Annotated in this window: 17 protein-coding genes; 10 read left to right on the plus strand and 7 right to left on the minus strand. The window is 67.4% G+C overall.

Annotation, left to right across the window (positions count from 1 at the left end; all coding sequences use genetic code 11):
* The first annotated feature begins 132 nt into the window (after positions 1-132).
* Entirely contained in the window at positions 133-1,440 is a 1,308-nt protein-coding gene (locus A3ES_RS0142760) for a hemolysin family protein (RefSeq protein ID WP_020392994.1), read from the plus strand.
* On the opposite strand, the gene A3ES_RS0142765 is transcribed toward A3ES_RS0142760, so the two are convergent.
* The 5 genes from A3ES_RS0142765 to A3ES_RS0142790 all read right to left on the minus strand — a co-directional run bounded on the left by A3ES_RS0142765 (position 1,437) and on the right by A3ES_RS0142790 (position 6,813).
* Positions 1,437-2,699 (minus strand): MFS transporter, encoded by a 1,263-nt coding sequence (locus A3ES_RS0142765; protein ID WP_020392995.1) that lies wholly within the window; start codon positions 2,697-2,699, stop codon positions 1,437-1,439. The genes A3ES_RS0142760 and A3ES_RS0142765 overlap by 4 nt on opposite strands.
* The gene (locus A3ES_RS0142770) at positions 2,696-3,304 is read right to left on the minus strand and encodes an ArsR/SmtB family transcription factor (protein ID WP_051084942.1); all 609 of its coding nucleotides are present in this window, start codon (positions 3,302-3,304) and stop codon (positions 2,696-2,698) included. Before A3ES_RS0142770 ends, A3ES_RS0142765 begins: the two co-directional genes overlap by 4 nt.
* Before the next feature lie 129 nt (positions 3,305-3,433).
* Positions 3,434-4,615, minus strand: coding sequence for a serine/threonine-protein kinase (locus A3ES_RS0142775; RefSeq protein WP_040457003.1), 1,182 nt, complete (start codon positions 4,613-4,615; stop codon positions 3,434-3,436).
* Positions 4,616-4,653: 38 nt separating this feature from the next.
* Positions 4,654-5,481: an alpha/beta fold hydrolase gene (locus tag A3ES_RS0142780; protein ID WP_020392998.1), complete on the minus strand. Its 828-nt coding sequence runs from the start codon at positions 5,479-5,481 to the stop codon at positions 4,654-4,656.
* A gap of 342 nt (positions 5,482-5,823) precedes the next feature.
* Positions 5,824-6,813 carry an N-acetylglucosamine kinase gene (locus tag A3ES_RS0142790; protein WP_026163726.1) on the minus strand — a complete coding sequence of 330 codons (990 nt, stop codon included), beginning with the start codon at positions 6,811-6,813 and terminating at the stop codon, positions 5,824-5,826.
* 257 nt (positions 6,814-7,070) lie between these two features.
* Here A3ES_RS0142790 and A3ES_RS0142795 point away from each other — a divergent pair, with 257 nt between their 5' ends.
* The 6 genes from A3ES_RS0142795 to A3ES_RS0142820 all read left to right on the plus strand — a co-directional run bounded on the left by A3ES_RS0142795 (position 7,071) and on the right by A3ES_RS0142820 (position 14,075).
* Positions 7,071-7,871 (plus strand): sugar isomerase domain-containing protein, encoded by an 801-nt coding sequence (locus A3ES_RS0142795; RefSeq protein WP_020393001.1) that lies wholly within the window; start codon positions 7,071-7,073, stop codon positions 7,869-7,871.
* 23 nt (positions 7,872-7,894) lie between these two features.
* Positions 7,895-9,313 carry an N-acetylglucosamine/diacetylchitobiose ABC transporter substrate-binding protein gene (gene ngcE / locus A3ES_RS0142800; RefSeq protein WP_020393002.1) on the plus strand — a complete coding sequence of 473 codons (1,419 nt, stop codon included), beginning with the start codon at positions 7,895-7,897 and terminating at the stop codon, positions 9,311-9,313.
* Positions 9,314-9,399: 86 nt separating this feature from the next.
* Positions 9,400-10,311 (plus strand): carbohydrate ABC transporter permease, encoded by a 912-nt coding sequence (locus A3ES_RS0142805; RefSeq protein ID WP_020393003.1) that lies wholly within the window; start codon positions 9,400-9,402, stop codon positions 10,309-10,311.
* Positions 10,312-10,321: 10 nt separating this feature from the next.
* Positions 10,322-11,218 (plus strand): carbohydrate ABC transporter permease, encoded by an 897-nt coding sequence (locus tag A3ES_RS0142810; protein ID WP_020393004.1) that lies wholly within the window; start codon positions 10,322-10,324, stop codon positions 11,216-11,218.
* A 426-nt stretch (positions 11,219-11,644) separates the two neighbouring features.
* Entirely contained in the window at positions 11,645-12,994 is a 1,350-nt protein-coding gene (ngcE, locus tag A3ES_RS0142815; protein ID WP_020393005.1) for an N-acetylglucosamine/diacetylchitobiose ABC transporter substrate-binding protein, read from the plus strand.
* Between the two features lie 55 nt (positions 12,995-13,049).
* Positions 13,050-14,075, plus strand: coding sequence for an iron-siderophore ABC transporter substrate-binding protein (locus A3ES_RS0142820; RefSeq protein WP_020393006.1), 1,026 nt, complete (start codon positions 13,050-13,052; stop codon positions 14,073-14,075).
* Here the strand turns inward: A3ES_RS0142820 and A3ES_RS55320 are convergent.
* Complete coding sequence (locus A3ES_RS55320) at positions 14,072-14,671, minus strand: alpha/beta hydrolase (RefSeq protein ID WP_202806716.1); 600 nt, start codon at positions 14,669-14,671, stop codon at positions 14,072-14,074. The two genes, A3ES_RS0142820 and A3ES_RS55320, sit on opposite strands and share 4 nt — an antisense overlap.
* Positions 14,672-14,744: 73 nt before the next feature.
* Between A3ES_RS55320 and trpS the strand changes: the two genes are divergently transcribed.
* Genes trpS through A3ES_RS0142840 form a run of 3 tightly spaced genes read left to right on the plus strand, consistent with a single transcriptional unit; the run spans position 14,745 to position 17,478 of the window.
* Entirely contained in the window at positions 14,745-15,821 is a 1,077-nt protein-coding gene (gene trpS, locus A3ES_RS0142830; RefSeq protein ID WP_020393008.1) for a tryptophan--tRNA ligase, read from the plus strand.
* Between the two features lie 7 nt (positions 15,822-15,828).
* Complete coding sequence (locus A3ES_RS0142835; protein ID WP_020393009.1) at positions 15,829-16,341, plus strand: 2'-5' RNA ligase family protein; 513 nt, start codon at positions 15,829-15,831, stop codon at positions 16,339-16,341.
* 27 nt (positions 16,342-16,368) lie between these two features.
* On the plus strand, positions 16,369-17,478 hold the full coding sequence (locus A3ES_RS0142840; protein WP_020393010.1) for a YihY/virulence factor BrkB family protein: 1,110 nt from the start codon (positions 16,369-16,371) through the stop codon (positions 17,476-17,478).
* Between the two features lie 256 nt (positions 17,479-17,734).
* On the opposite strand, the gene A3ES_RS0142845 is transcribed toward A3ES_RS0142840, so the two are convergent.
* A complete protein-coding gene (locus A3ES_RS0142845) occupies positions 17,735-19,111 on the minus strand; it encodes an IS1380 family transposase (protein ID WP_020388679.1) in 1,377 nt (458 codons plus the stop codon).
* Positions 19,112-19,231 lie beyond the last annotated feature (120 nt).

The following is a 19,231-nucleotide window of genomic DNA, read 5'->3' on the forward strand; positions in this document are numbered from 1 at the left end:
TCAACCATCGTAAACCAACATATTCAAACATGCACCGGAGGACCCGTCACCGGTACGCTTGATCGATGGACGTCGCCCTACCGCCGCGTCCTCTCCGGCAAAAACGGAGAGGACGCTAGGAACTCCCCTGTCATGAACGAGACCCTGCTCAACATCGTCCTGATCTTCATCTTCGTCCTGATCGGTGGGGTTTTCGCCGCCGCCGAGATGGCGCTGGTCTCCCTGCGGGACAGCCAGCTCAAGTCGATCTCCCAGCGTGGCAAGCGGGGCGAGACCGTCGCCCGGGTGGCCGCGAACCCGAACCGCTTCCTGTCCGCCGTGCAGATCGGCGTGACTCTGATGGGATTCCTGTCCGCCGCCTTCGGTGGCGCGACGCTCGCTGACGGCCTCGCGCCGCACCTGGAGGGCCTCGGTCTGCCGGAGTCGGTCGCGAGCACGCTCGCCCTGGTGCTGATCACCATCGCCATCTCCTATGTCTCGATCGTGCTCGGCGAGCTCGCGGCCAAGCGGCTCGCGCTGCAGCGGGCCGAGACGTTCGCGCTCGGCCTGGCGCCGCTGGTCGACCGGATCGCGTCGATCGCCCGGCCGGTGATCTGGCTGCTGTCCAGGTCGACCGACCTGGTCGTCCGCGCGCTCGGCGGCGACCCGAACGCCAACCGCGAGGTGATGTCGGACGAGGAGTTGCGCGAGATCGTCTCCGCGCACGAGTCGCTGGGCGAGGAGGAACGCCGGATCGTCGACGACGTCTTCGAGGCCGGCAGCCGGCAGTTGCGCGAACTGATGCTGCCCCGGACCGAGGTGGACTTCGTCGACGCGGAGATGCCGGCGTACAAGGCGGTGAAGTTCGCCGCGGAGCGGCCGCACTCGCGGTACCCGGTGATGAACGGGTCGGCCGACGACATCGTAGGTTTCGTGCACGTCCGCGACCTGTTCGACCCGGCGGTCGCGTCCCGGTCGGTCCGGGTCGGCGATCTGGCGCGTGACGTCCTGATGCTGCCCGACACCGCCAAGCTGCTGCCCACGCTGACCGAGATGCGCCGCCGCAGTACCCATCTGGCGATCGTGCTGGACGAGTACGGCGGTACGGCGGGCATCGTCACGCTCGAGGATCTCGTCGAGGAACTGATCGGCGACATCAAGGACGAGTACGACGAGGAGTCGGCCGAGACCACCCGTCTGCGCAGCGGCGACGTCGAGGTGGACGGCCTGCTCAACCTGGACGACTTCGCCGACGAGACCGGCGTCGAACTGCCCGACGGCCCGTACGAGACGGTGGCCGGCTTCCTCGCCGCCCAGCTCGGCCGGGTCCCGGCGGTCGGCGACGAGGGCGGCGTCGACGGCTACAAGATCACCGTGATGGAGATGGACGGCCGCCGCGTGGCGCGCGTCCGAGTCCACCGAGTCACCGCAGGCGAGCCGGCCGCCACGGACCTGCCCTAGACCGCGACCTCGGCCTTCGATGAGGCCGGGGTCAGGATCTTCACGCGGCTGAGGACGACCAGACCGCCGACGAAGAAGCCGAGTCCCTGGATGACCAGCATGGGGATGATGCCGACGACGTCGCCGAGCACGCCCGCGGCCGCGATGCCGACCAGCAGGGCAGCACCCTCGGCGGCGAAGAGCGCGCCGAAGACGCGACCGCGGGAGGCATCGTCGGTGAGCCGCTGGATCACGGTCATCGACCCGGCGACCAGGAACGCTCCCGGCACGCCGACGACGACCATGCAGACGAAGGCCGGCGCCAAACCGTCCCAGAACAAGGGATACAGGAACATCACCAGGTCTATCAGCCCGAACGCGACCGCCCCGAAACCCCACAGCTTCGCCGCCGAGAACCGCGACCCGACCGCCGCCGCGATCAGCCCACCCGCGATTCCGCCGACCGCCTGCGACGAGGTGATCAGCCCGTACGCCGTACCGTCGCCGCCCAGTTCCGCCGACACGAATGGCGCGAACAGCGTGCTCATCACGCCTTCCCCGATCCCGGTGACCACCCCGAACACGAACACCAGCCGCATCGCCGGGCCGGCCAGGCAGATCCGGATCCCCTCCACCCATTCGTCCCTCAACGCCCGTACTGCGGGCCGCAGACCGCCGACGCGTTCCACCGTCACGCGCTCAGGCCGATGCCGTACGCCGAGCAGGAACGCCATCGCCACGAGGTAGGTGGCCGCATCCACCAACGTGAGCAGGGAAAGCCCGCCGGCTGCTGCGAGCACTCCACCGAGGGCCGCGCCGACCAGGCGGGCGATGTCGTTGGTCTGGCTGTTCAGCGAATTGGCGGTGATGAGTTGCCGGGGCTCGACCAGCGACGGCACCAGCGACTGCTCGGCCGGCCGGAAAAATTGCTGAAGGCAACTTTGTACGAGGACGACCAGATAGATCAGCCAGAGCGTGCTCTCGCCCCGGACCAGAAGGAGGGGCAGCAACAGCAACGCATGCAGGAGATTCGTGACGATCATCGTCCGCCGGCGGTCCCACCGGTCGACGAAGACACCGGCCAGCGAGCCGAGCAGCACCAACGGCAGGAACGAGGCGAGCAGCAGTCCACCCGATGCCAGCGTCGAGCCGGTCAACGCATAGACATGGAAGGCCAGCCCGATCCTGAGGATCCAGTCGCCGGTCAGCGAGATCAGCCCGGCGCCGAGCACGAGCCGGTAGTCGCGTTGCCGAGCGAGCACCTCCCACAGGTTCCTCATGTCTCGGCGTCCTCAGCTGGCGACACCGTGACGATGCGGGTGAAGCCGACCAGCCGGCTCCCCGGCGGCCGAGTGGACTTGTCGTCGATCGGCCGCTCGTCGACGTACTGCAGGAGCAGAGCGCTGATCTTTTCCTCGAGCTCGGCCAGTTCGTCGCCGGTCAGATAGATGCCGGTGTAGACGATGCCCGAGTTCTCCCACCAGACCCGGTCCTCGTCGGTACGCCGCTGCTGCCAGTCGGCGAGGTTGCCCAGCGCCCGCTCGGCCATCAGTTGCTCCAGTACGTCGGCTGCCGCGGACGCCTCCGGAGTCAGCTCGAGATCCCGCCACGACTGCGACGTCGACACCAGCCGCCAGGGGCGCTCTCGGTTGTCCTTGCCGGGGGCAGGCTCCACGAAGTCGTACTTCGCCAGCTGCCGCAGGTGATGGGAGGCCAGCGCCTGGCTGATCCCCAGCCGCCGCGCCGCATCCGCCGCGGTCAGCGGCCCTTCCTTGCCCAGCAACCCCTGCAGGTCGAGCCGCACCGGATGAGCCATCGCCCGGATCGCCAACGGGTCATCCAGCAACCGCCGCCGCCGAGGATCCTCCGAAGATTCCAAAGACATGCTTGGAATATGCGAGAGCCGTCAGCCGATGTCAAGCCCTTGCTTGGAATGCCCTCGCCGAGAACCCACCACCCCGCCCCGCCCGCGCCTCCGCCCCATCCCCGCCCCGCCCGCGCCTTCCCAGGAGGGTTAGTTCTTGCCAGGCTTGCCGGACTTCTTGTTCTGCTTGTCCTTCGGGGACTTTCCGGACTCGCTGGACTGATCAGCCTGGCTCGGCTGGCTGACGGCAGCTGAAGTCTTCGGCGGCGGTGCCGTCACCCGCGGACTGGTCGGGCTGATGCTCGGCGGCCGCACACTCGGTACGACGGCCGGCGTGGTCGCGCCCGAGTCGGGGGACAGGTCGTTGGTCGCCGGGATCTTGACGCTCTTCGCGTCGAGCAGGATGCCCATAGCGAACAGCAGCGCGAACGCAAGGACCGCCCCCGCGCCGACGAGGACATTGCGCGGCGACGGACGACGTACAGGTAGAGCGAGGGTTGCTGAAAGCGCGGGCGGTGTCGCCTCCGCAGCCACCTCGGCGGCGGTCGGTCGATCGGCCGGGTCCTTCGCGAGCAGCCAGAACAACAGCGCCTCGAACTCGCCGGCGAGCCGGGGTCGCAGGTCACTCGGCGGTACCGGCATCGTCTCGACGTGCTGGTACATGATCGACGCGGGATTCTCGGCCATGAACGGCGGATGACCGGTGACGAGTTGGTACAGCACGCAGCCGAGCGCATAGATGTCCGACGCCGCCTCGGCCGGCTCACCCAGCGCCCGCTCCGGAGCCAGGTAGTGGCTGGTCCCGACGATCTGGCCGGTCGCGGTGAGCGTCGTGGTCGTGTCGCTCAGCAGCCGGACGATGCCGAAGTCCGCGACCTTGACCGTGCCGTCGGAGGTGAGCAGCAGATTGCCCGGCTTGATGTCGCGATGGACCAGGCCCTGCTTGTGCGCAGCCGCCAGCCCAGCGGCAGCCTGCCGGATGATGCCGACCGCACGATCGGCCTCCATCGGCCCGCCCGCGCACAACTCCTCGCTGACCGTCCGCCCCTCGACCAACTCCATCGCCAGATAGAAGCCATCGTCGTGCGGCCCATAGTCGTAGGCAGCAACCACATGAGGGTCGGTGACCATCGCGGCCGCCCGAGCCTCGCGCTCGAAGCGTTCGTCAGCGGCAAGACTCTCGCGACGTGGCAGCAGCAACTTGATGGCGACCTCACGGCCCCGTACTTCGTCCGTGGCGCGGTACACCTCACCCATCCCACCGCGACCCAACGGCTCGTGCAGCCGATAGCGCTCGGCCACTAGCCCGGCGACGTCTTCAGCTGGCCTCATCTAAGGCGCGGTACCCAAGCAGGCCAACCCGCAAGCGCTCAGAGTTGACGGCGGAGCCACTCCAGTCCGTCAACGGCGTGGCCGAGGACGGAGATGTGGCCGTCCTGCGGGGTGAGCCGTAGCTCGGCGGTCGGGCAGTGGCTCGCGAGCCAGGACCCGTGAGTGCTGGGAATGATGCGGTCCTCCCCGCCGTGCAGCAGCAGGATCGGTGCGGTGATGGTGCCCGGGTCGCAGCCCCAAGGAATCACATAAGAAACGTCGTCGTCGATCAGCCCGTACGGCCCGGCCCGCATCCCCTCGCCTGCGACCGACCCGAGCCAGGACCACGGGCCGTCGAACATCGCCAGATCAGCCTCCGTGAACTCCGGGTCGTACTCGACCCCCGAGGCTTCATGCGCCTCCTTCACCTCGCGACCGCCAAGCGCCGCGCGCAAGGACGCCACCCCCGACGGCAGCATCCCGCCGAACCAGTCCAGCCCGTCCACGCCGTACGGCGCGATCGCGGCCAGCGTCATGGCGGCCTGCACCCGATCGCCGAGGGTGGCCGCGCTGCCGAGCGCGTAGCAGCCGCCGCCGGAGTACCCGGCCACCGCGAAGCGGTCGATGCCGAGTGAGTCGGCGGCCTGCTCGAGGTCATGGGCAGTCGACGCCATCGTGCGCCCGGGTGCCGGGGTCGAACCGCCGTACCCGGGTCGGTCGAACGAGAACCACCGCAGGCCAAGCCGTTCCGCGGTCTCGAACAGCGGCTCGGGCGGTGCACCGAGGTTGGGCGTGCCGTGGGACCACCAGACGGGCAGATCGCCGCGACCGGTGTCGTAGACGTGCAGGGTGCGGCCGTCGCTCAACTTGAGGTCGGTCTCGTTCATGGCGTTCACCTTAGGGTCGATCCGCTGTGTCGGCCGGTACGTCGGACCGGCTGAGAACTGCTCGACATTTCGCAAATGTCGAGAAGGGGAGCGGCCTCCGACCTGTGCTGCGAAGATCCACTCGACGGAAGGAACCGCCATGAAGCACCTGCTCCTGATCCACAGCAACCCGCTGACCTGGGGACATGAACTCCGCCCGATCGCGACCTGGTAGTAGGCCCGGACCGCCCCCACTCACAAACCCGTCGTTTCCGCCCGGGAGCAGGCCAGTGCACGCTTGGCCTGGTGCGATCAGTCGAGGTTTGTGAGTGGTGGCGGTCCGCCCATCACGCTAGGTGATCGTCAGCTGACCAGTCGGGCGTGGTTGGAGCGGGTGGCGAGGGCTGGGTCGAGGACGCCCAGGGCCAGCCAGGTCGCGCCGCCGACGCCGTCGCGGGCGGTCAGTACCTCGCCGTCGAAGTGCTCGTGAATGGTTTGCCGCAGCAATCTCCCTACCGGCGACGATTCACCGGCAACACTGCCCGCGAGCACCAATGGGCCATTGTCCGACGTTGTCCTGAGCCGGCTGACCGTCTCTGTGAGCAGTTCGGCTGCGCGTTTCACCAGCGCATGGGCGGTCTTGTCATTCTGGTCGTACGCCGCCACCACCACGCGGGCCAGTTCGGCCAGGAGGACCGGCGGACGCGCGTTCACGGTGCGAATCAGGTCATCACGGAGCACGTCGTACCCAACACGCTCCGCAGTTGCGCCCGGATCACGATCCGGCAGCACGGCCTTCACGACCTCTTCGCCGAGCAGCCCGATCGGCTCGCCCAGATCGAGAGCGCGCAGCAGGCTGCGCATTGCCTCCCGGCCGAGCCAGAAGCCTGACCCGTCGTCGCCAAGCAACCAGCCGTGCCCGTCCGCCGTCCGGGTCAGCCGGTGGTCGCGGACCAGTCCGGCCGCCGATCCGGTGCCCGCGATCAGCACGGTGCCGTTCGCCTCCGGTGTGCCTGATGCGAAAGCGACCTCGAGATCGCCGATGTAGTCGGCCTCGCAGACCAGCCCGGCACCGTTCCAGGCGGCGTCGAACTGGGCCCGGACGCCGGGGTTGGACAGTGCGGAACCGCCGGCCGCGCCGATCACGGCGGTCTGGACCAGGGCCGGGTCGAGGCCCTCCAGCGCCTGGTGAATGGCCTGTCCGAAGTTGGCCGCCGCGCTGGCGGGGTGGCTGGTCGGATTTCCGCCGGCAGCGGCCCCGCGGCCAACTACGTTGCCGTCATGGTCTGCGATAACGATCCGGGTGGAGGTGCCGCCGAGGTCGCCGCCCAGGACCAGTGTGGATGCTGGCATCAAGACCACTGATTCCGTTGGTTGCGCGAATGGGCGTTCGACCGACATAAGCAATGCTCCAAACTGCTCGAAAGAGTCTAGTCGTGAACAGAAATAGACAAGGTCACGCAACGGTCCCGATCTGGGAAGAAGAGTGAGATGAGCCTTGACTTTAGCTGCCAGGTGAGAAAAGTTCTGTCCAGCAAACCGCAAACTTGCGCACTTGTCGGCACCAGGTGTGTCGCGGTGATCAATTTAGTCGAGGGGACGGGCCTCTGATGGCCAGCACGGCAGACGGCAGCAACCAGGCCGGCCACGGGGACGGGGGAGCGTTGAGCGCGCAGGCTTATGTTCACGCGCTCACTCCGATCATGACCGCCGTGACCGGGCAGATCGACGGCCCGATCCAGCAGGCGGCCGAGCTGATGACTGCTTCCCTACGCGCCAACGGCGTCATTCAGGCCTTCGGCTCCGGTCACTCCGAAGCACTGGCGATGGAGATCGCCGGCCGCGCGGGTGGCCTGATCGCGACCAACCGGATCGCCCTGCGCGACCTGGTCCTGCTCGGCGGCGAATCGACCGAGCTGCTGCGCGGCGGCGAGCTCGAGCGCGACCCGTCGTACTCCCGCAAGCTCTACGAACTGTCCGCGGCCCGACCGGGCGATCTGTTCGTGATCGCTTCCAACTCCGGCGTGAACGGCTCGATCGTCGAGCTCGCCTCGGTGGTGAAGGAGAAGGGTCACCCCCTGATCGCGATCACCTCGCTGCAGCACACCAGCGGGGTGGACTCGCGGCACCCGTCCGGCAAGAAGTTGATCGACTTCGCCGACGTCGTGCTCGACAACCACGCTCCGTACGGCGACTCCGTGCTGGATCTGCCAACTGGTGGCAAGGTCTGCGCCGTGTCGTCCATCACTGCCGCGCTGATCGCGCAGATGCTGGTCGCGGAGGTTCTGCGCCGGCTGACCGAGGCCGGCGAAAAGCCACCGGTCTACCTGTCCGCGAACATCCCGGGCGGCGACGATCACAACCACGCCCTTGAAGCACAGTACGCCGGCCGGATCCGGCGTACTGCTTGAAACACTCTCGGAAGGCGGGACCCATGACCACTCCCAACAACCTGTCGCGGCGGCTGTTCCTGCAGCGCGCGGCGGTCGGCACCCTGCTGGCCACCGGCGGCAGCACGCTCCTCGCGGCCTGCGCCAGTGGTGGCGACGAAGGCGACACCGGCGGTGGCGGCGCCGACAAGACGGCGGAGAACCCCTTCGGCGTCAAGAAGGAAGACCCGCTGGACGTCGTCATCTTCAAGGGTGGCTACGGCGACGACTACGCGAAGTTCCACGAGTCGCTGTACAAGAAGAAGTTCGCCGAGTCGGCGATCAAGCACACCGGTACCACGGAGATCACCCCGACCCTGCAGCCGCGCTTCAACGGCGGCAACCCGCCGGACGTGATCGACAACTCCGGCGCCAAGATGCTGCCGGTGTCGACGCTGGCCAGCTCCGGGCAGCTGGCCGACCTGACCGCGCTGCTCGACGCCGCGTCGATCGACGACCCGGCCGTGAAGGTGCGCGACTCGGTCGAGCCGATCACCCTCGAGGCGGCCCAGCAGGGCGGCAAGCCGGCCGTGCTGAACTACGTCCTCACCGTCTACGGCCTCTGGTACAACAAGAAGCTGTTCACCGAGAAGGGCTGGGAGCCGGCCAAGACCTGGGCCGAGTTCCTCACCCTGTGTGAGACGATCAAGAAGGCCGGGATCGCGCCGCTGGCCCACCAGGGCAAGCACCCGTACTACATCGGCCAGATCCTGCTCGACATGGCCGTCAAGCACGGTGGCAAGGACGTCATCAAGGCGATCGACGGCCTGGAGCCGAACGCCTGGATGCACCCGTCGATCAAGCTGGCCGCCGAGGCGCTGCTGGAGCTGAAGAAGAAGGACTACATCCTCAAGGGCACCGAGGGTCTGGACCACATCCAGTCCCAGACCGCCTGGAACCAGGGCAAGGCCGCCTTCATCCCGAGCGGTTCCTGGCTGGAGAACGAGCAGAAGCCGGTCGCGCCGAAGGACTTCGCGACCACCGTCGCCTTCACCCCGCTGCTCGACGGCGCCAAGCTTCCGGTCGACTGCACCGAGATCAGCGCCGGTGAGGGCTTCATCGTGCCGGAGAAGGCGAAGAACAAGGCCGGCGGCCTGGAGTACCTTCGTCTCATGCTCTCGAAGGAAGGTGCCGGCAAGTTCACCGAACTGACCGGTTCGCCGACCGTGGTGAAGGGTGCTGCCGAGGGACTCACGCTGAGCCCGGGCGCCGCCTCCTCCAGCGCGTTGCTGAAGTCGGGTGCCGACAACAACTGGTCGACGTACTTCGGCGACTGGTACTCGCCGATGCGCGACCCGCTGTACAGCATCGTGGCCGAGCTGGTCGCAGCCCGGATCACCTCGGACGAGTTCCAGAAGCGGGCCCAGAAGCTCGCCGACGACACTGCCAAGGACCCCAAGACCGTCAAGCGCACCCGGAGCTGATCCTCCACCCCTGCACTTCGCGGCCCTGATCGCGGGTCGCCCTCAGCGCTGAGGGCGGCCCCGGCCAGCGACCACTTAGGAGAGAGATGCGGCACGGCAGTTATCGGTTCGTCGCGAGCTTCCTCGCGATACCGCTCGCGTTGTACGCGATCTTCGTGATCTCGCCCTTCGCCCAGGCGTTCTACTATTCGTTGACCGACTGGACGGGCGTATCCCCGAAGTTCAAGTTCGTGGGGTTCGAGAACTTCAGCACGCTGGCCAAGGACGCCGTCTTCCGGGCGGCCCTCGGTCACAACGTGATCCTGCTGATCGGCGTACCACTGCTCGTCATCTTCCTGTCGCTGGTCTTCGCCTATCTGCTGAACGTCGGCGGCCGGTCGAACAGCGCGGGCGTGCAGGGTGTCCGCGGCAACGGCTTCTACAAGCTCGCGTTCTTCCTTCCCCAGGTGCTGTCCATCCCGGTCATCGCGGTGATCTGGTCGGTGGTGATGACCTCGACCGACAACGGTCTGGCCAACACCGTGACCAAGAAACTCGGACTGGGCACCTCGGAGTACCTGGCCAGTCCGAAGATCGCGCTGTACTGCGTGATGTGGGTGATGGTCTGGGGCAGTGTCGGGTTCTACCTGGTGCTGTTCAACGCCGCCATGTCCGGCATCCCGAAGGACATCTTCGAGGCCGCGATCATCGACGGCGCGACCCGGTTGTCCACCTTCTTCCGGATCACCCTGCCGCTGCTGTGGGACACCATCCAGACGGCCTGGGTGTACCTGGCCATCATGGCGCTGGACGCCTACGCGCTGGTCGCGGTGATGACGGCCGGTCCGGGTGGGCCGGACAACTCCACCCAGGTGATGGGGCTGCAGATCGCGAACAACGGCTTCCAGTTCGGCCGGGCCGGTTACGCCTCGGCGATGGGCGTCGTGCTGTTCTTCCTCACCTTGCTCATCGCGGCCGTGATGCTCCGCGCCACCCGGCGCGACCGGATCGAATACTGAGGGGCCGGCCATGACTTTGCAGATCGATGTCGAGGGCACCCGGTCCGAGGACCAGCCGACAGCCCATCCCGCCGGCCCGAAGGACCGTTCCTTCAGCCCGGTCAACGTCTTCTCCCACACGGTCCTGATCGGCTGGAGCATTCTGGTCGTCGTACCGTTCGTCTGGTCGCTGATCGCCTCGCTGAAGAGCACCGGCGAGATCTTCGGCGACAACCCGTGGGCACTGCCGAAGAAACTGCTCTGGGACAACTTCTCCAAGGCCTGGGACAAGGGCGTCGGCGACTACCTGGGCAACAGCATCGTGGTGGTCGTCTTCGGCGTCGCCGGGACGATGCTGTTCGGCTCGATGGTGGCCTACGTGCTGGCCCGCTACGAGTTCCCCGGCAACCGCTTCATCTACTACCTGTTCGCCGCCGGGATGATGTTCCCGACCTTCCTGGCGATCGTGCCGCTGTTCTTCGTGGTGAAGAACTTCGGGATGATCTCGACGTACCAGGGCCTGATCCTGGTCTACATCGCGTACTCGCTGCCGTTCACGGTCTTCTTCATGCACGCGTTCTTCCGCACTCTGCCGACCTCGATCGCCGAGGCGGCGCTGGTGGACGGCGCGTCCCACGCGACCACGTTCTTCCGCGTGATGCTGCCGATGGCCAAGCCCGGCCTGCTCAGCGTCGGCATCTTCAACGTGCTGGGCCAGTGGAACCAGTTCGTCCTGCCGTCCTTCCTCTCCCCCGAGAAGCCGGTCCTCTCCCAGGGAATCGCCACCCTCCTGGGCAGCCAGCGCTACGAGAACGACTGGGGCACTCTCTTCGCGGCCCTCACCATCGCCATGGTCCCGGTAGTGGTCGTCTACCTGATCTTCTACCGCCAGGTTCAGGCAGGCCTGACAGGAGCAACCCTCAAGTAGCTGTACTACGTCCCACGCGGCTCCTACGTCGCCGCTCAAGAAGTTCCGCACTAGCCAACTGCCCTGGGCATCTCGCCCGGGGCGGTTGGTCGTCTCCCTCCACCACCGGTGCTCCCGCCATCCACGCGGTCCCACCCATCGACCTCGTCCATTCTGTCCCGATGGACAGGTAGTGCACCCTGATACGCCGTACACCGGCGGCCATCGCAGGCTCAACCGCTCTACCTCCACGGCACTATGTCCTGTCGGTCCGCACATCATCCGCCTTCGCCGCGAGGTGCCGCTGCTCGGCAGCGCGTGCTGCCGCGAGGTGGTGCTCGCGGGCTTCGGTGGGCTTGCCGAGGTTCTGCTGCCAGTCACGGGTGGGTGGGAGCCGCGACGTAGGAGCGGCGTGGGCGGAGTCACCTCACGTACTACTCTGCCGAGATGCTGAAACGTAGGACGGTTCTGCAAGGTGCTCTCGCGGGTGCTCTGCTGTCTGGCTGTTCTTCCGGGGCGGACCAGCAGACCACTGGGCTCGATCCCGGGAACCCCTTCGACGTGTCGGGCGAGGCGGCGCTTGAGGTTGTGGTGGGGGAGGAGTACGGCGGGTACGGCGCTCCGGCGTACCGGCGGAAGTTTCCGCATTCGACGGCCAGTGCCTCGACCAGCAAGAAGCTCAGGGACGTGCTGCAGCCGCGCTTTGCCGCCGGGACACCGCCCGACGTGGTGTTCAACGCCGGCGACAAAGCCCTCGCGGTCGGGCGCCTGGTCAAGGAGAACTACCTCGCAGATCTCGCGCCCGTGCTCGAAGCGCTGGCCTGGGACAACGAAAACACCACGGTGCAAGACGTTCTGCTGCCCGGCATGCTTGACGCCGGCCGGTACGAGGGCAGCTTGCGGGCGATCAACTACCTCGCCACCGTCTACGGCCTCTGGTACTCATCGCAGCTGTTCCAGAAGTACGACTGGGACGTCCCGCGCACCTGGCCCGAATTACTTGCTTTGAGCAACGAGATGAAGAAGGCCAAGGTCGCGCCCTTCACCTACGCGGGCCGCCATCCGTACTACGCGTTCGAGGCGATCCTGACGCTGGCCGCCAAGACCGGTGGGCACGACGTCGTCAAGCGGATCGACAACCTGGAGGATGGTGCCTGGCGGGATCCGAGCGTCACCCAGGCGCTCGCCGCTTTCGGTGAGCTGGCCAAGCGCGGGCTGATCGCCAAGGGCAGTTCGCAGTTCGATCATCTCGGCTCGCAGAATCGCCTGCTGACCTCGAAGGCCGGCCTGCTGCCCTGCGGCAACTGGCTGGAGAACGAGATGAAGCCGGTGATCCCGGTGGGCTTCGGGCTGACCATGATCGGGCTCCCGCCGCTCGACGCGTCGCCGGCGCTGCCTCGCGGCCTGCATGTTGCTCCCACCGCGCCGCTGCTGGTGCCGGAGAAGGCCAAGAACCAGCCGGGTGGTCTCGAGTACGTCCGAGCCATGCTGTCCAAGGGTGTGGCGGCTCAGGTAACCGCCAAGAGCAACCAGCTGACCGTAGTACGGGGTGCTGCGGACGGACTGGAGATCAGTACTGCGCTGCGCTCGGCCAGGGATCTCCTGACGGCCGCGGGGGATCAAGTGATCACCTGGTACTTCGCGGACTGGTACCCCGACCTCGGCAAGGAGGCTGGGGACGCGACCGGGGCGTTCCTGGCCGGACGTCTCCAGGCGGACGACTGGTCCACCCAGCTGCAGGCGGCCGCGGACAAACTCAAGCAGGACGACGCCGTACCGAAATACCACCGGGACTGAAGGACCCAGTCTGGGTTAGGTTAGGGATACCTAACCACGACTGTGAGGTTCCCCTATGCGCTCCATCCTCCGGCCGCTCGCGCTGCTGGTCGCTCTGCCGTTGCTCGCACTCACCGCCTGTGCTGACAGCGACCCTCAGGACACCGCCGCCCAGCCGCAGGCCGGCTCCGAGGCCGGCGCCTTCCCGGTCTCGATCAAGAACAAGTTCGGCACCACCGAGATCAAAGAGGCGCCGAAGCGGATCGTTCTGGTCGGGCTGGTCGAGCAGGACGCGTTGCTCGCGCTCGGCGTCACGCCGGTCGCGACCACCGAGTGGTTCGGCGACAAGCCGGGCGCGTTGTTCCCGTGGGCCAAGGCGAAGCTCGGCGACGCGCCGGTGCCGGAGGTGCTCAGCGACAAGGACGGGATCAAGTTCGAGAAGGTCGCCGCGCTCCGGCCGGACCTGATCATCGGCCTGTACTCCGGAATCAAGGCCGAGGACTACAAGAAGCTGACCGCGATCGCGCCGACAGTGGCGCAGCTCCCCGGCGCGCCCGACTACGGCGTGGCCTGGCAGGACCTGGCCCGCACAGTCGGCCAGGCGGTCGGCAAGCCCAAGCAGGCCGACGAGTTGGTGAAGAGTCTCGAGCAGCGCTTCGAGAAGGTGCGCACCGACCACCCCGAGTTCAAGGGCAAGACGGCGCTGATGGCATCGCCGTACGAGGGGTACTTCATCTACGGCAGTCAGGACCCCCGGTCGCGCCTGCTGACCGACTTCGGCTTCAGCCTGCCGGTCGGGCTGGACAAGCTGATCGGAGACAAGTTCGGCGGCAACATCAGCGGTGAGAAGATCGCCTTGCTCGACCAGCAGGCGCTGGTCTGGTTCCCGGGCAAGGACGGCACGGCCAAACTGAAGGCCGACCCGCTCTACAAGGGCCTGAACACCCGCAAGCAGGGCCGCGACATCTTCATCGAAGAGGACTACAACAACGACCTTTACGGAGCAACGACCTTCGTCTCGGTCCTCAGCCTCCCGATCGTCCTAGACCAACTGGTCCCGAAGCTCGCAGCCGCCGCCGACGGCAACCCCGCCACCACCTAAGGCCAGACAGCTTCGTCCAGGAAGTCCTCGACCGCCGTCGCCACCTGACCTAGTACGGCGGTCGAGGCAGCGAGCCGGCCCGGCACGTACATGCCGTGGTCGGCTCCTTCCACTTCCATCACGTACGGCGTGAGCTCCCGCGCCAGCCCGGAATCCCACAGCGAGTCAGCCGTCCCGCCCACCAGCAAGAACGGTGCAGTCGCCCGCCGCAGCCCGTCGACCACCCACTCACTCGTCAGCACCGGCGTCAGCCAGACCGCCGGCAAGGCCAACTCCGCGGCCACAACCGCCGCGTGGGTCCCCAAAGACTTGGCGACGATGAGCGTCCCCTCCCCTGCAGGCCCTGCTCCTGCCTCCGCCTTGGCCTCTACCGCTGCTTCTGCCGAGCGGAGCGAAGGCGCTGCGCGCTCGAGTTGGCCCACCACCCACGGCCCGCGTTCCTCCGGGGTCAAGGTCATCGGCCGGTCCGGTTCGTCCCACCACACCGGGGTCAGCCGGGCGCCCCGGCGTTCGGCCGCGTCGGCGGAGAACATCAGCAGCGGAGCGAACGGCCCGAACATGCCGCCGGGCAGGATCACAGCCTCGCGAGAACTCACAATTTCGACCTTATGCCCCGGTGAAAGGCGCCCGGGTGTGGATAAGAGCCTGGGCGCTGGCAGAATCGGGCTCATGTCAGCAGCCGTCCACGACGACACCCCTGTGCCGGCCAGCGGATCCGGGCGGCGCCCACGCGTCCTGTCCGGTATCCAGCCGACCGCGGACTCCTTCCACTTCGGCAACTACCTGGGCGCGGTCCGCCAGTGGGTGGCGATGCAGGAGGACCACGACGCGTTCTACTGCGTGGTCGACCTGCACGCGATCACGGTCGAGTACGACCCGAAGGTACTGCGGGAGCGCACCCGCCGCTCGGTCGCGCAGCTGCTGGCCGCCGGGATCGACCCGGAGCGGTCGACGCTGTTCGTCCAGTCGCACGTGCCCGAGCACGCCCAGCTCGCCTGGGTACTGGGCTGCCTCACCGGTTTCGGCGAGGCCAGCCGGATGACGCAGTTCAAGGACAAGTCCGCCAAGGGTGGCCAGGACCGGGCCACCGTCGGGCTGTTCACCTACCCGATCCTGCAGGCGGCGGACATCCTGATCTACCAGGCCGACCGGGTGCCGGTCGGCGAGGACCAGCGCCAGCACCTGGAGCTGACCCGCGACCTGGCCCAGCGGTTCAACCACCGGTTCGGCAAGACCTTCCGGCTGCCCGAGCCGTACATCGTCAAGGAGACCGCGAAGATCTCCGACCTGCAGGAGCCCGGCGCGAAGATGAGCAAGTCGTCGTCCTCGCCCGGCGGCATCATCGACCTGCTGGACGACCCGAAGGTGAGCGCGAAGAAGATCCGGTCAGCCGTCACCGACTCCGGCCGGGACGTCATCTTCGACCCGGAGAACAAGGCCGGCGTCGCGAACCTGCTGACCATCTACTCCGCGCTCAGCGGCAAGAAGATCAGCGAGCTCGAGGACGAGTACGCCGGTCGCGGGTACGGCGACTTCAAGAAGGACCTGGCCGAGCAGGTGGTCGAGTTCGTCACCCCGTTCCGGGAGAAGACGCTCGGCTATCTGGACGACAAGGCCCAGCTGGACGCGATCCTGGCCGCGGGCGCCGAACGCGCTCGCGCCGTGACCGAGCCGACGCTGCAGCGGGTCTACGACCGGCTCGGCTTCGTGCCCGGCCCCTTTTTGACCTCCGAGCTGGGCCGGTAGGCCCCGGATGGCGACGATCGGTGTAGCGATCCCGATCGCGGAACCCTACGGCACGGAGCTGCAGAAGTACCGGGCCGAGTTCGGCGATCCGATGGCGTCGTCGATCCCCACCCACGTCACGCTGCTGCCGCCGACCGAGGTGGCCGACGAGGACCTGGCCAAGGTCGACGACCACCTGCTGGCGGTGGCGGCGCGGTTCCCGAGCTTCCGGATCCGCCTGCGCGGTACTGCGACTTTCCGGCCGATCTCGCCGGTGGTGTTCGTGCCACTGGCCGAGGGGATCTCCAGCTGCGAGGTGCTGCAGTCACAGGTCCGCTCCGGCCCGCTGGAGATCGCTCTGCGCTTCCCGTACCACCCGCATGTCACCGTGGCGCACGATCTGGAGAAGGACGCCCTGGACCGCGCGTACGACGCCCTGTCGGAGTACGACTGCGCCTTCGACGTGGCGGCCTTCAGCCGGTACGAGCACGGCGCCGACGGCGTGTGGCGGCCGCAGCGGTCGTTCCCGCTGGCAGGGTAGGACTCCTTACCGGGGTACAGGAGTCGCATGGGGATCAAGGATCGGGCCAAAGCTGTGTGGGCGCGTGTCAGCAGGACGCAGCTGTGGCGGGCCTGGAAGCGGTACGGCGACCGGCGGGGCAACCGGTTGGCCGGGGCGACCAGCTTCTTCGGGTTCCTGTCGATGTTCCCGCTGATCGTGCTGACCGCGGCGGTGACCGGTAAGTTCCTGAGCGCGCGGGCTGTCGGTGACCTCAAGGAAGCGATCAAGACCAACCTGCCCGGGATCGGCGATCAGATCGATCTGGACTCGCTGATCAGCAACGCGGGCACGATCGGACTCATCTCCGGTGCGTCGCTGCTGCTGACCGGGCTGGGCTGGATCGACTCGCTACGGGCCTCGATCCGCTCGATGCACGAACTCGATGACCAGCCGGGCAACTTCGTCAAACTGAAGCTCGCCGATCTCGGGGCGCTGATCGGTCTCGGCGTGATCGGCCTGATCGCCACCGGCGCGTCGTCGATCCTGGTCGGGCTCTCGGACAACATCGTCGGGTGGACGGGCCTCGACGGCACCTGGCTGGCACGCTGGGGGATCGGCTTGTTCAGCATCGTCGTCGGCATCGGCGTGGGTGCGGTGCTGTTCCTCTACCTGCAGACCGCGATGCCGCGGATCATCCTGCCGCGCAAGGTCGCGCTGTACGCGGCACTGGCCGGCGGCATCGTGTTCTACCTGGCCCAGCGCCTCGGCAACAGCTACGTGAAGAACGTGATCGGCAACAACGCGGCGTACGGGACACTGGCGCTGCCGCTGGCCCTGCTGGTCTGGATCTACCTGATGACCCGGGTGATCATGCTGATCGCCGCGTGGACCAAGGAAGCCACCCTGGACCACCGCTGGCACACCGGCGAGGCCGAAGAGGCAGCACGAGCCGCCACGCCCTTCGACACGGCCCCCAGCACGCCGTACGCGACTGCCGCCCGCTCCAGCGATCAAGAGCCTCTCCTCCTGGGCCCACCAGGCAAGCGCTACAAGGTAATCCCCATCCCAGCCCGCAAGGCCGACACAGTCGCAGTAGCCGCCGGAGCCCTCCTAGGCGCCACCGCCACAGCCCTAGCAGTCCAACTAACCCGCGCCACGCGTTCCCTAAGACGCTGACCAACTCACCTGATCATTCGCCCCCTTTTCACCCTCCAGGCCGCCGATCTGGTCGCCGCACGCAATGGCGAGGGTGAAAGGGGGCGAATGATCAGGTGAGTTGGGGCGTTAGCCTCGATATTTCATGGGGTTCTGGCGTGTCTTCGGGTGCCGTGTTTTAGGTGGGTTTGACGGTTGGTGGCGTGGGTTTGGCCCGGCTGTCGCGTCGGGTGTGCGGGGGTCCGATGTCCTTGGGTGGTAGGGATGTGGGCCAGGGTTAGGTGGCTGGCCAGGGTGCGGTGCGGAGTCGGTCGAATGCGGCGGCGAGGTTGGGGGCCCAGGGCCAGTCGGTGTCGAGTCTGAGGTGCCGGCCGCGGGCGGTGCGGACGAGGACTGCGGCGGTGTGGAGGATCTGGTAGCGGAAGGTGGCTGGTTCGGTGCGGGCGAGGGTGTGGGTGAAGCAGACGGCCTGGGACCAGGTGATGAGGTCGGCGGCGGCCAGCGCGAGTTCGAGCCAGCAGGCGTTGGCTGTGTAGGCGTAGAACGGAAGGTTGCGCAGGCCGGTGTCTTTCCCGGTGCGGATCCGGTCCTCGACCCGGGCGTGGGCGCGGTGTTCCATCTCCAGGTCGGGGAGTTGACCACCGGGTGTGTCGGTGAGGAACGCGGTGAACCGGTGGCCGTCGATGTCGGTGAAGGTGAGCTGGGCGCCGGGGTGGGGGCGTTCTTTACGGACGATGACGCGGGACCCGGTTGGCCAGTTGTCGAGGTTGAGCAGGTCGGTGAGTTCGGCGACCCAGGCGCCGCGGCGGGGCTCACCGTCGGCGTTGTAGGCCTGTTGCCAGGCGTGTTTCGGGGTGGCCAGGATCGCTTGCTGCAGGTTCTCGTCGACGGAGAACCCGAGCGAGAACCCGATCCCGTGTTTGCGGAGCGCGGCGGCGAACACGTGGGTCGCACCGGCCGAATCAGCGCTGGCCATCACCTTGGGCGCGTCGACCGCCCCGGGCCGGGGCCGGACGTTCTCGGGCAGCGCGGCGATCGCCAGGTCCAGCACTGTCACGTGGTCGGCGGCGGTATTACTGCCGGCGTTGCCCGGCCGCAGCAGCCCGGCCAGCGCCTCTCCACCCGACATGTCGGGCCGGTCCAGGTAACACAGCAACGGGTGGAAGCCGTATCCCTTCTTCCAGGTGGGTGCGGCGTTCTCCTTGTCCGAGTGCGCGGTCAGCAGGGTCGCGTCGAAGAGCAGCCACAACTGCTCGGACAGGTCCGGGCCGGCACCGGCCGCCCAGGCCCGCTCCCGGGCTGTTGCGCGCGCGGCCCGCAACAGGTCCAGTTTGACCTCATCGACCTTGTCAACCACTCGCCACGCGGTCGGGTCGGATGCGACCGGCCCGAACAGTTTCGGCTGGTCCCGCAGTGTCCGCAGGTGCCGTAGCGCGTCGCCGCCGTCGGCGATCGTCACCGCCAAGTCCACCAGCACCTGGCCCGGTGCATGCAGCGGCGGCAACCGGTAGGTGTCGATCAGCGCTTCGGTCCACCCCTTCACCAGCCCGGTCTCGGCCGCCAACTCCCGCAACAGCGCGGTTCCGGCATGCGACACGATCCCCTTACCATCCGCCGACACCTTGAACCGACGCGCCGCCTTGCTAACCTTCACCTGAGAGTGCCTTCCTGCTCGGGATCCTTGGACCTTCGACAAGCCCAATTTTCCCTTACAGACAAGGCACTCTCGCCTTTTCAGCTCACGTGTCGCACCAATTTCTGTGAAACGCCGAGG

This window comes from Kribbella catacumbae DSM 19601, assembly GCF_000372465.1.
In the GTDB taxonomy this organism is placed as follows: domain Bacteria; phylum Actinomycetota; class Actinomycetes; order Propionibacteriales; family Kribbellaceae; genus Kribbella; species Kribbella catacumbae.

What these genes read in the sequence shown, in the direction of transcription:
- A3ES_RS0142805 (WP_020393003.1), top strand. Translation starts at nt 9,400, where the DNA reads ATGCGGCACGGCAGTTATCGGTTCGTCGCGAGCTTCCTCGCGATACCG.
- A3ES_RS0142765 (WP_020392995.1), bottom strand. Translation starts at nt 2,699, where the DNA reads ATGAGGAACCTGTGGGAGGTGCTCGCTCGGCAACGCGACTACCGGCTC.
- A3ES_RS0142775 (WP_040457003.1), bottom strand. Translation starts at nt 4,615, where the DNA reads ATGAGGCCAGCTGAAGACGTCGCCGGGCTAGTGGCCGAGCGCTATCGG.
- ngcE (WP_020393002.1), top strand. Translation starts at nt 7,895, where the DNA reads ATGACCACTCCCAACAACCTGTCGCGGCGGCTGTTCCTGCAGCGCGCG.
- A3ES_RS0142770 (WP_051084942.1), bottom strand. Translation starts at nt 3,304, where the DNA reads ATGTCTTTGGAATCTTCGGAGGATCCTCGGCGGCGGCGGTTGCTGGAT.
- A3ES_RS0142795 (WP_020393001.1), top strand. Translation starts at nt 7,071, where the DNA reads ATGGCCAGCACGGCAGACGGCAGCAACCAGGCCGGCCACGGGGACGGG.
- trpS (WP_020393008.1), top strand. Translation starts at nt 14,745, where the DNA reads ATGTCAGCAGCCGTCCACGACGACACCCCTGTGCCGGCCAGCGGATCC.
- A3ES_RS0142840 (WP_020393010.1), top strand. Translation starts at nt 16,369, where the DNA reads ATGGGGATCAAGGATCGGGCCAAAGCTGTGTGGGCGCGTGTCAGCAGG.
- A3ES_RS0142835 (WP_020393009.1), top strand. Translation starts at nt 15,829, where the DNA reads ATGGCGACGATCGGTGTAGCGATCCCGATCGCGGAACCCTACGGCACG.
- ngcE (WP_020393005.1), top strand. Translation starts at nt 11,645, where the DNA reads ATGCTGAAACGTAGGACGGTTCTGCAAGGTGCTCTCGCGGGTGCTCTG.
- A3ES_RS0142780 (WP_020392998.1), bottom strand. Translation starts at nt 5,481, where the DNA reads ATGAACGAGACCGACCTCAAGTTGAGCGACGGCCGCACCCTGCACGTC.
- A3ES_RS0142760 (WP_020392994.1), top strand. Translation starts at nt 133, where the DNA reads ATGAACGAGACCCTGCTCAACATCGTCCTGATCTTCATCTTCGTCCTG.
- A3ES_RS0142810 (WP_020393004.1), top strand. Translation starts at nt 10,322, where the DNA reads ATGACTTTGCAGATCGATGTCGAGGGCACCCGGTCCGAGGACCAGCCG.
- A3ES_RS0142820 (WP_020393006.1), top strand. Translation starts at nt 13,050, where the DNA reads ATGCGCTCCATCCTCCGGCCGCTCGCGCTGCTGGTCGCTCTGCCGTTG.
- A3ES_RS0142790 (WP_026163726.1), bottom strand. Translation starts at nt 6,813, where the DNA reads ATGCCAGCATCCACACTGGTCCTGGGCGGCGACCTCGGCGGCACCTCC.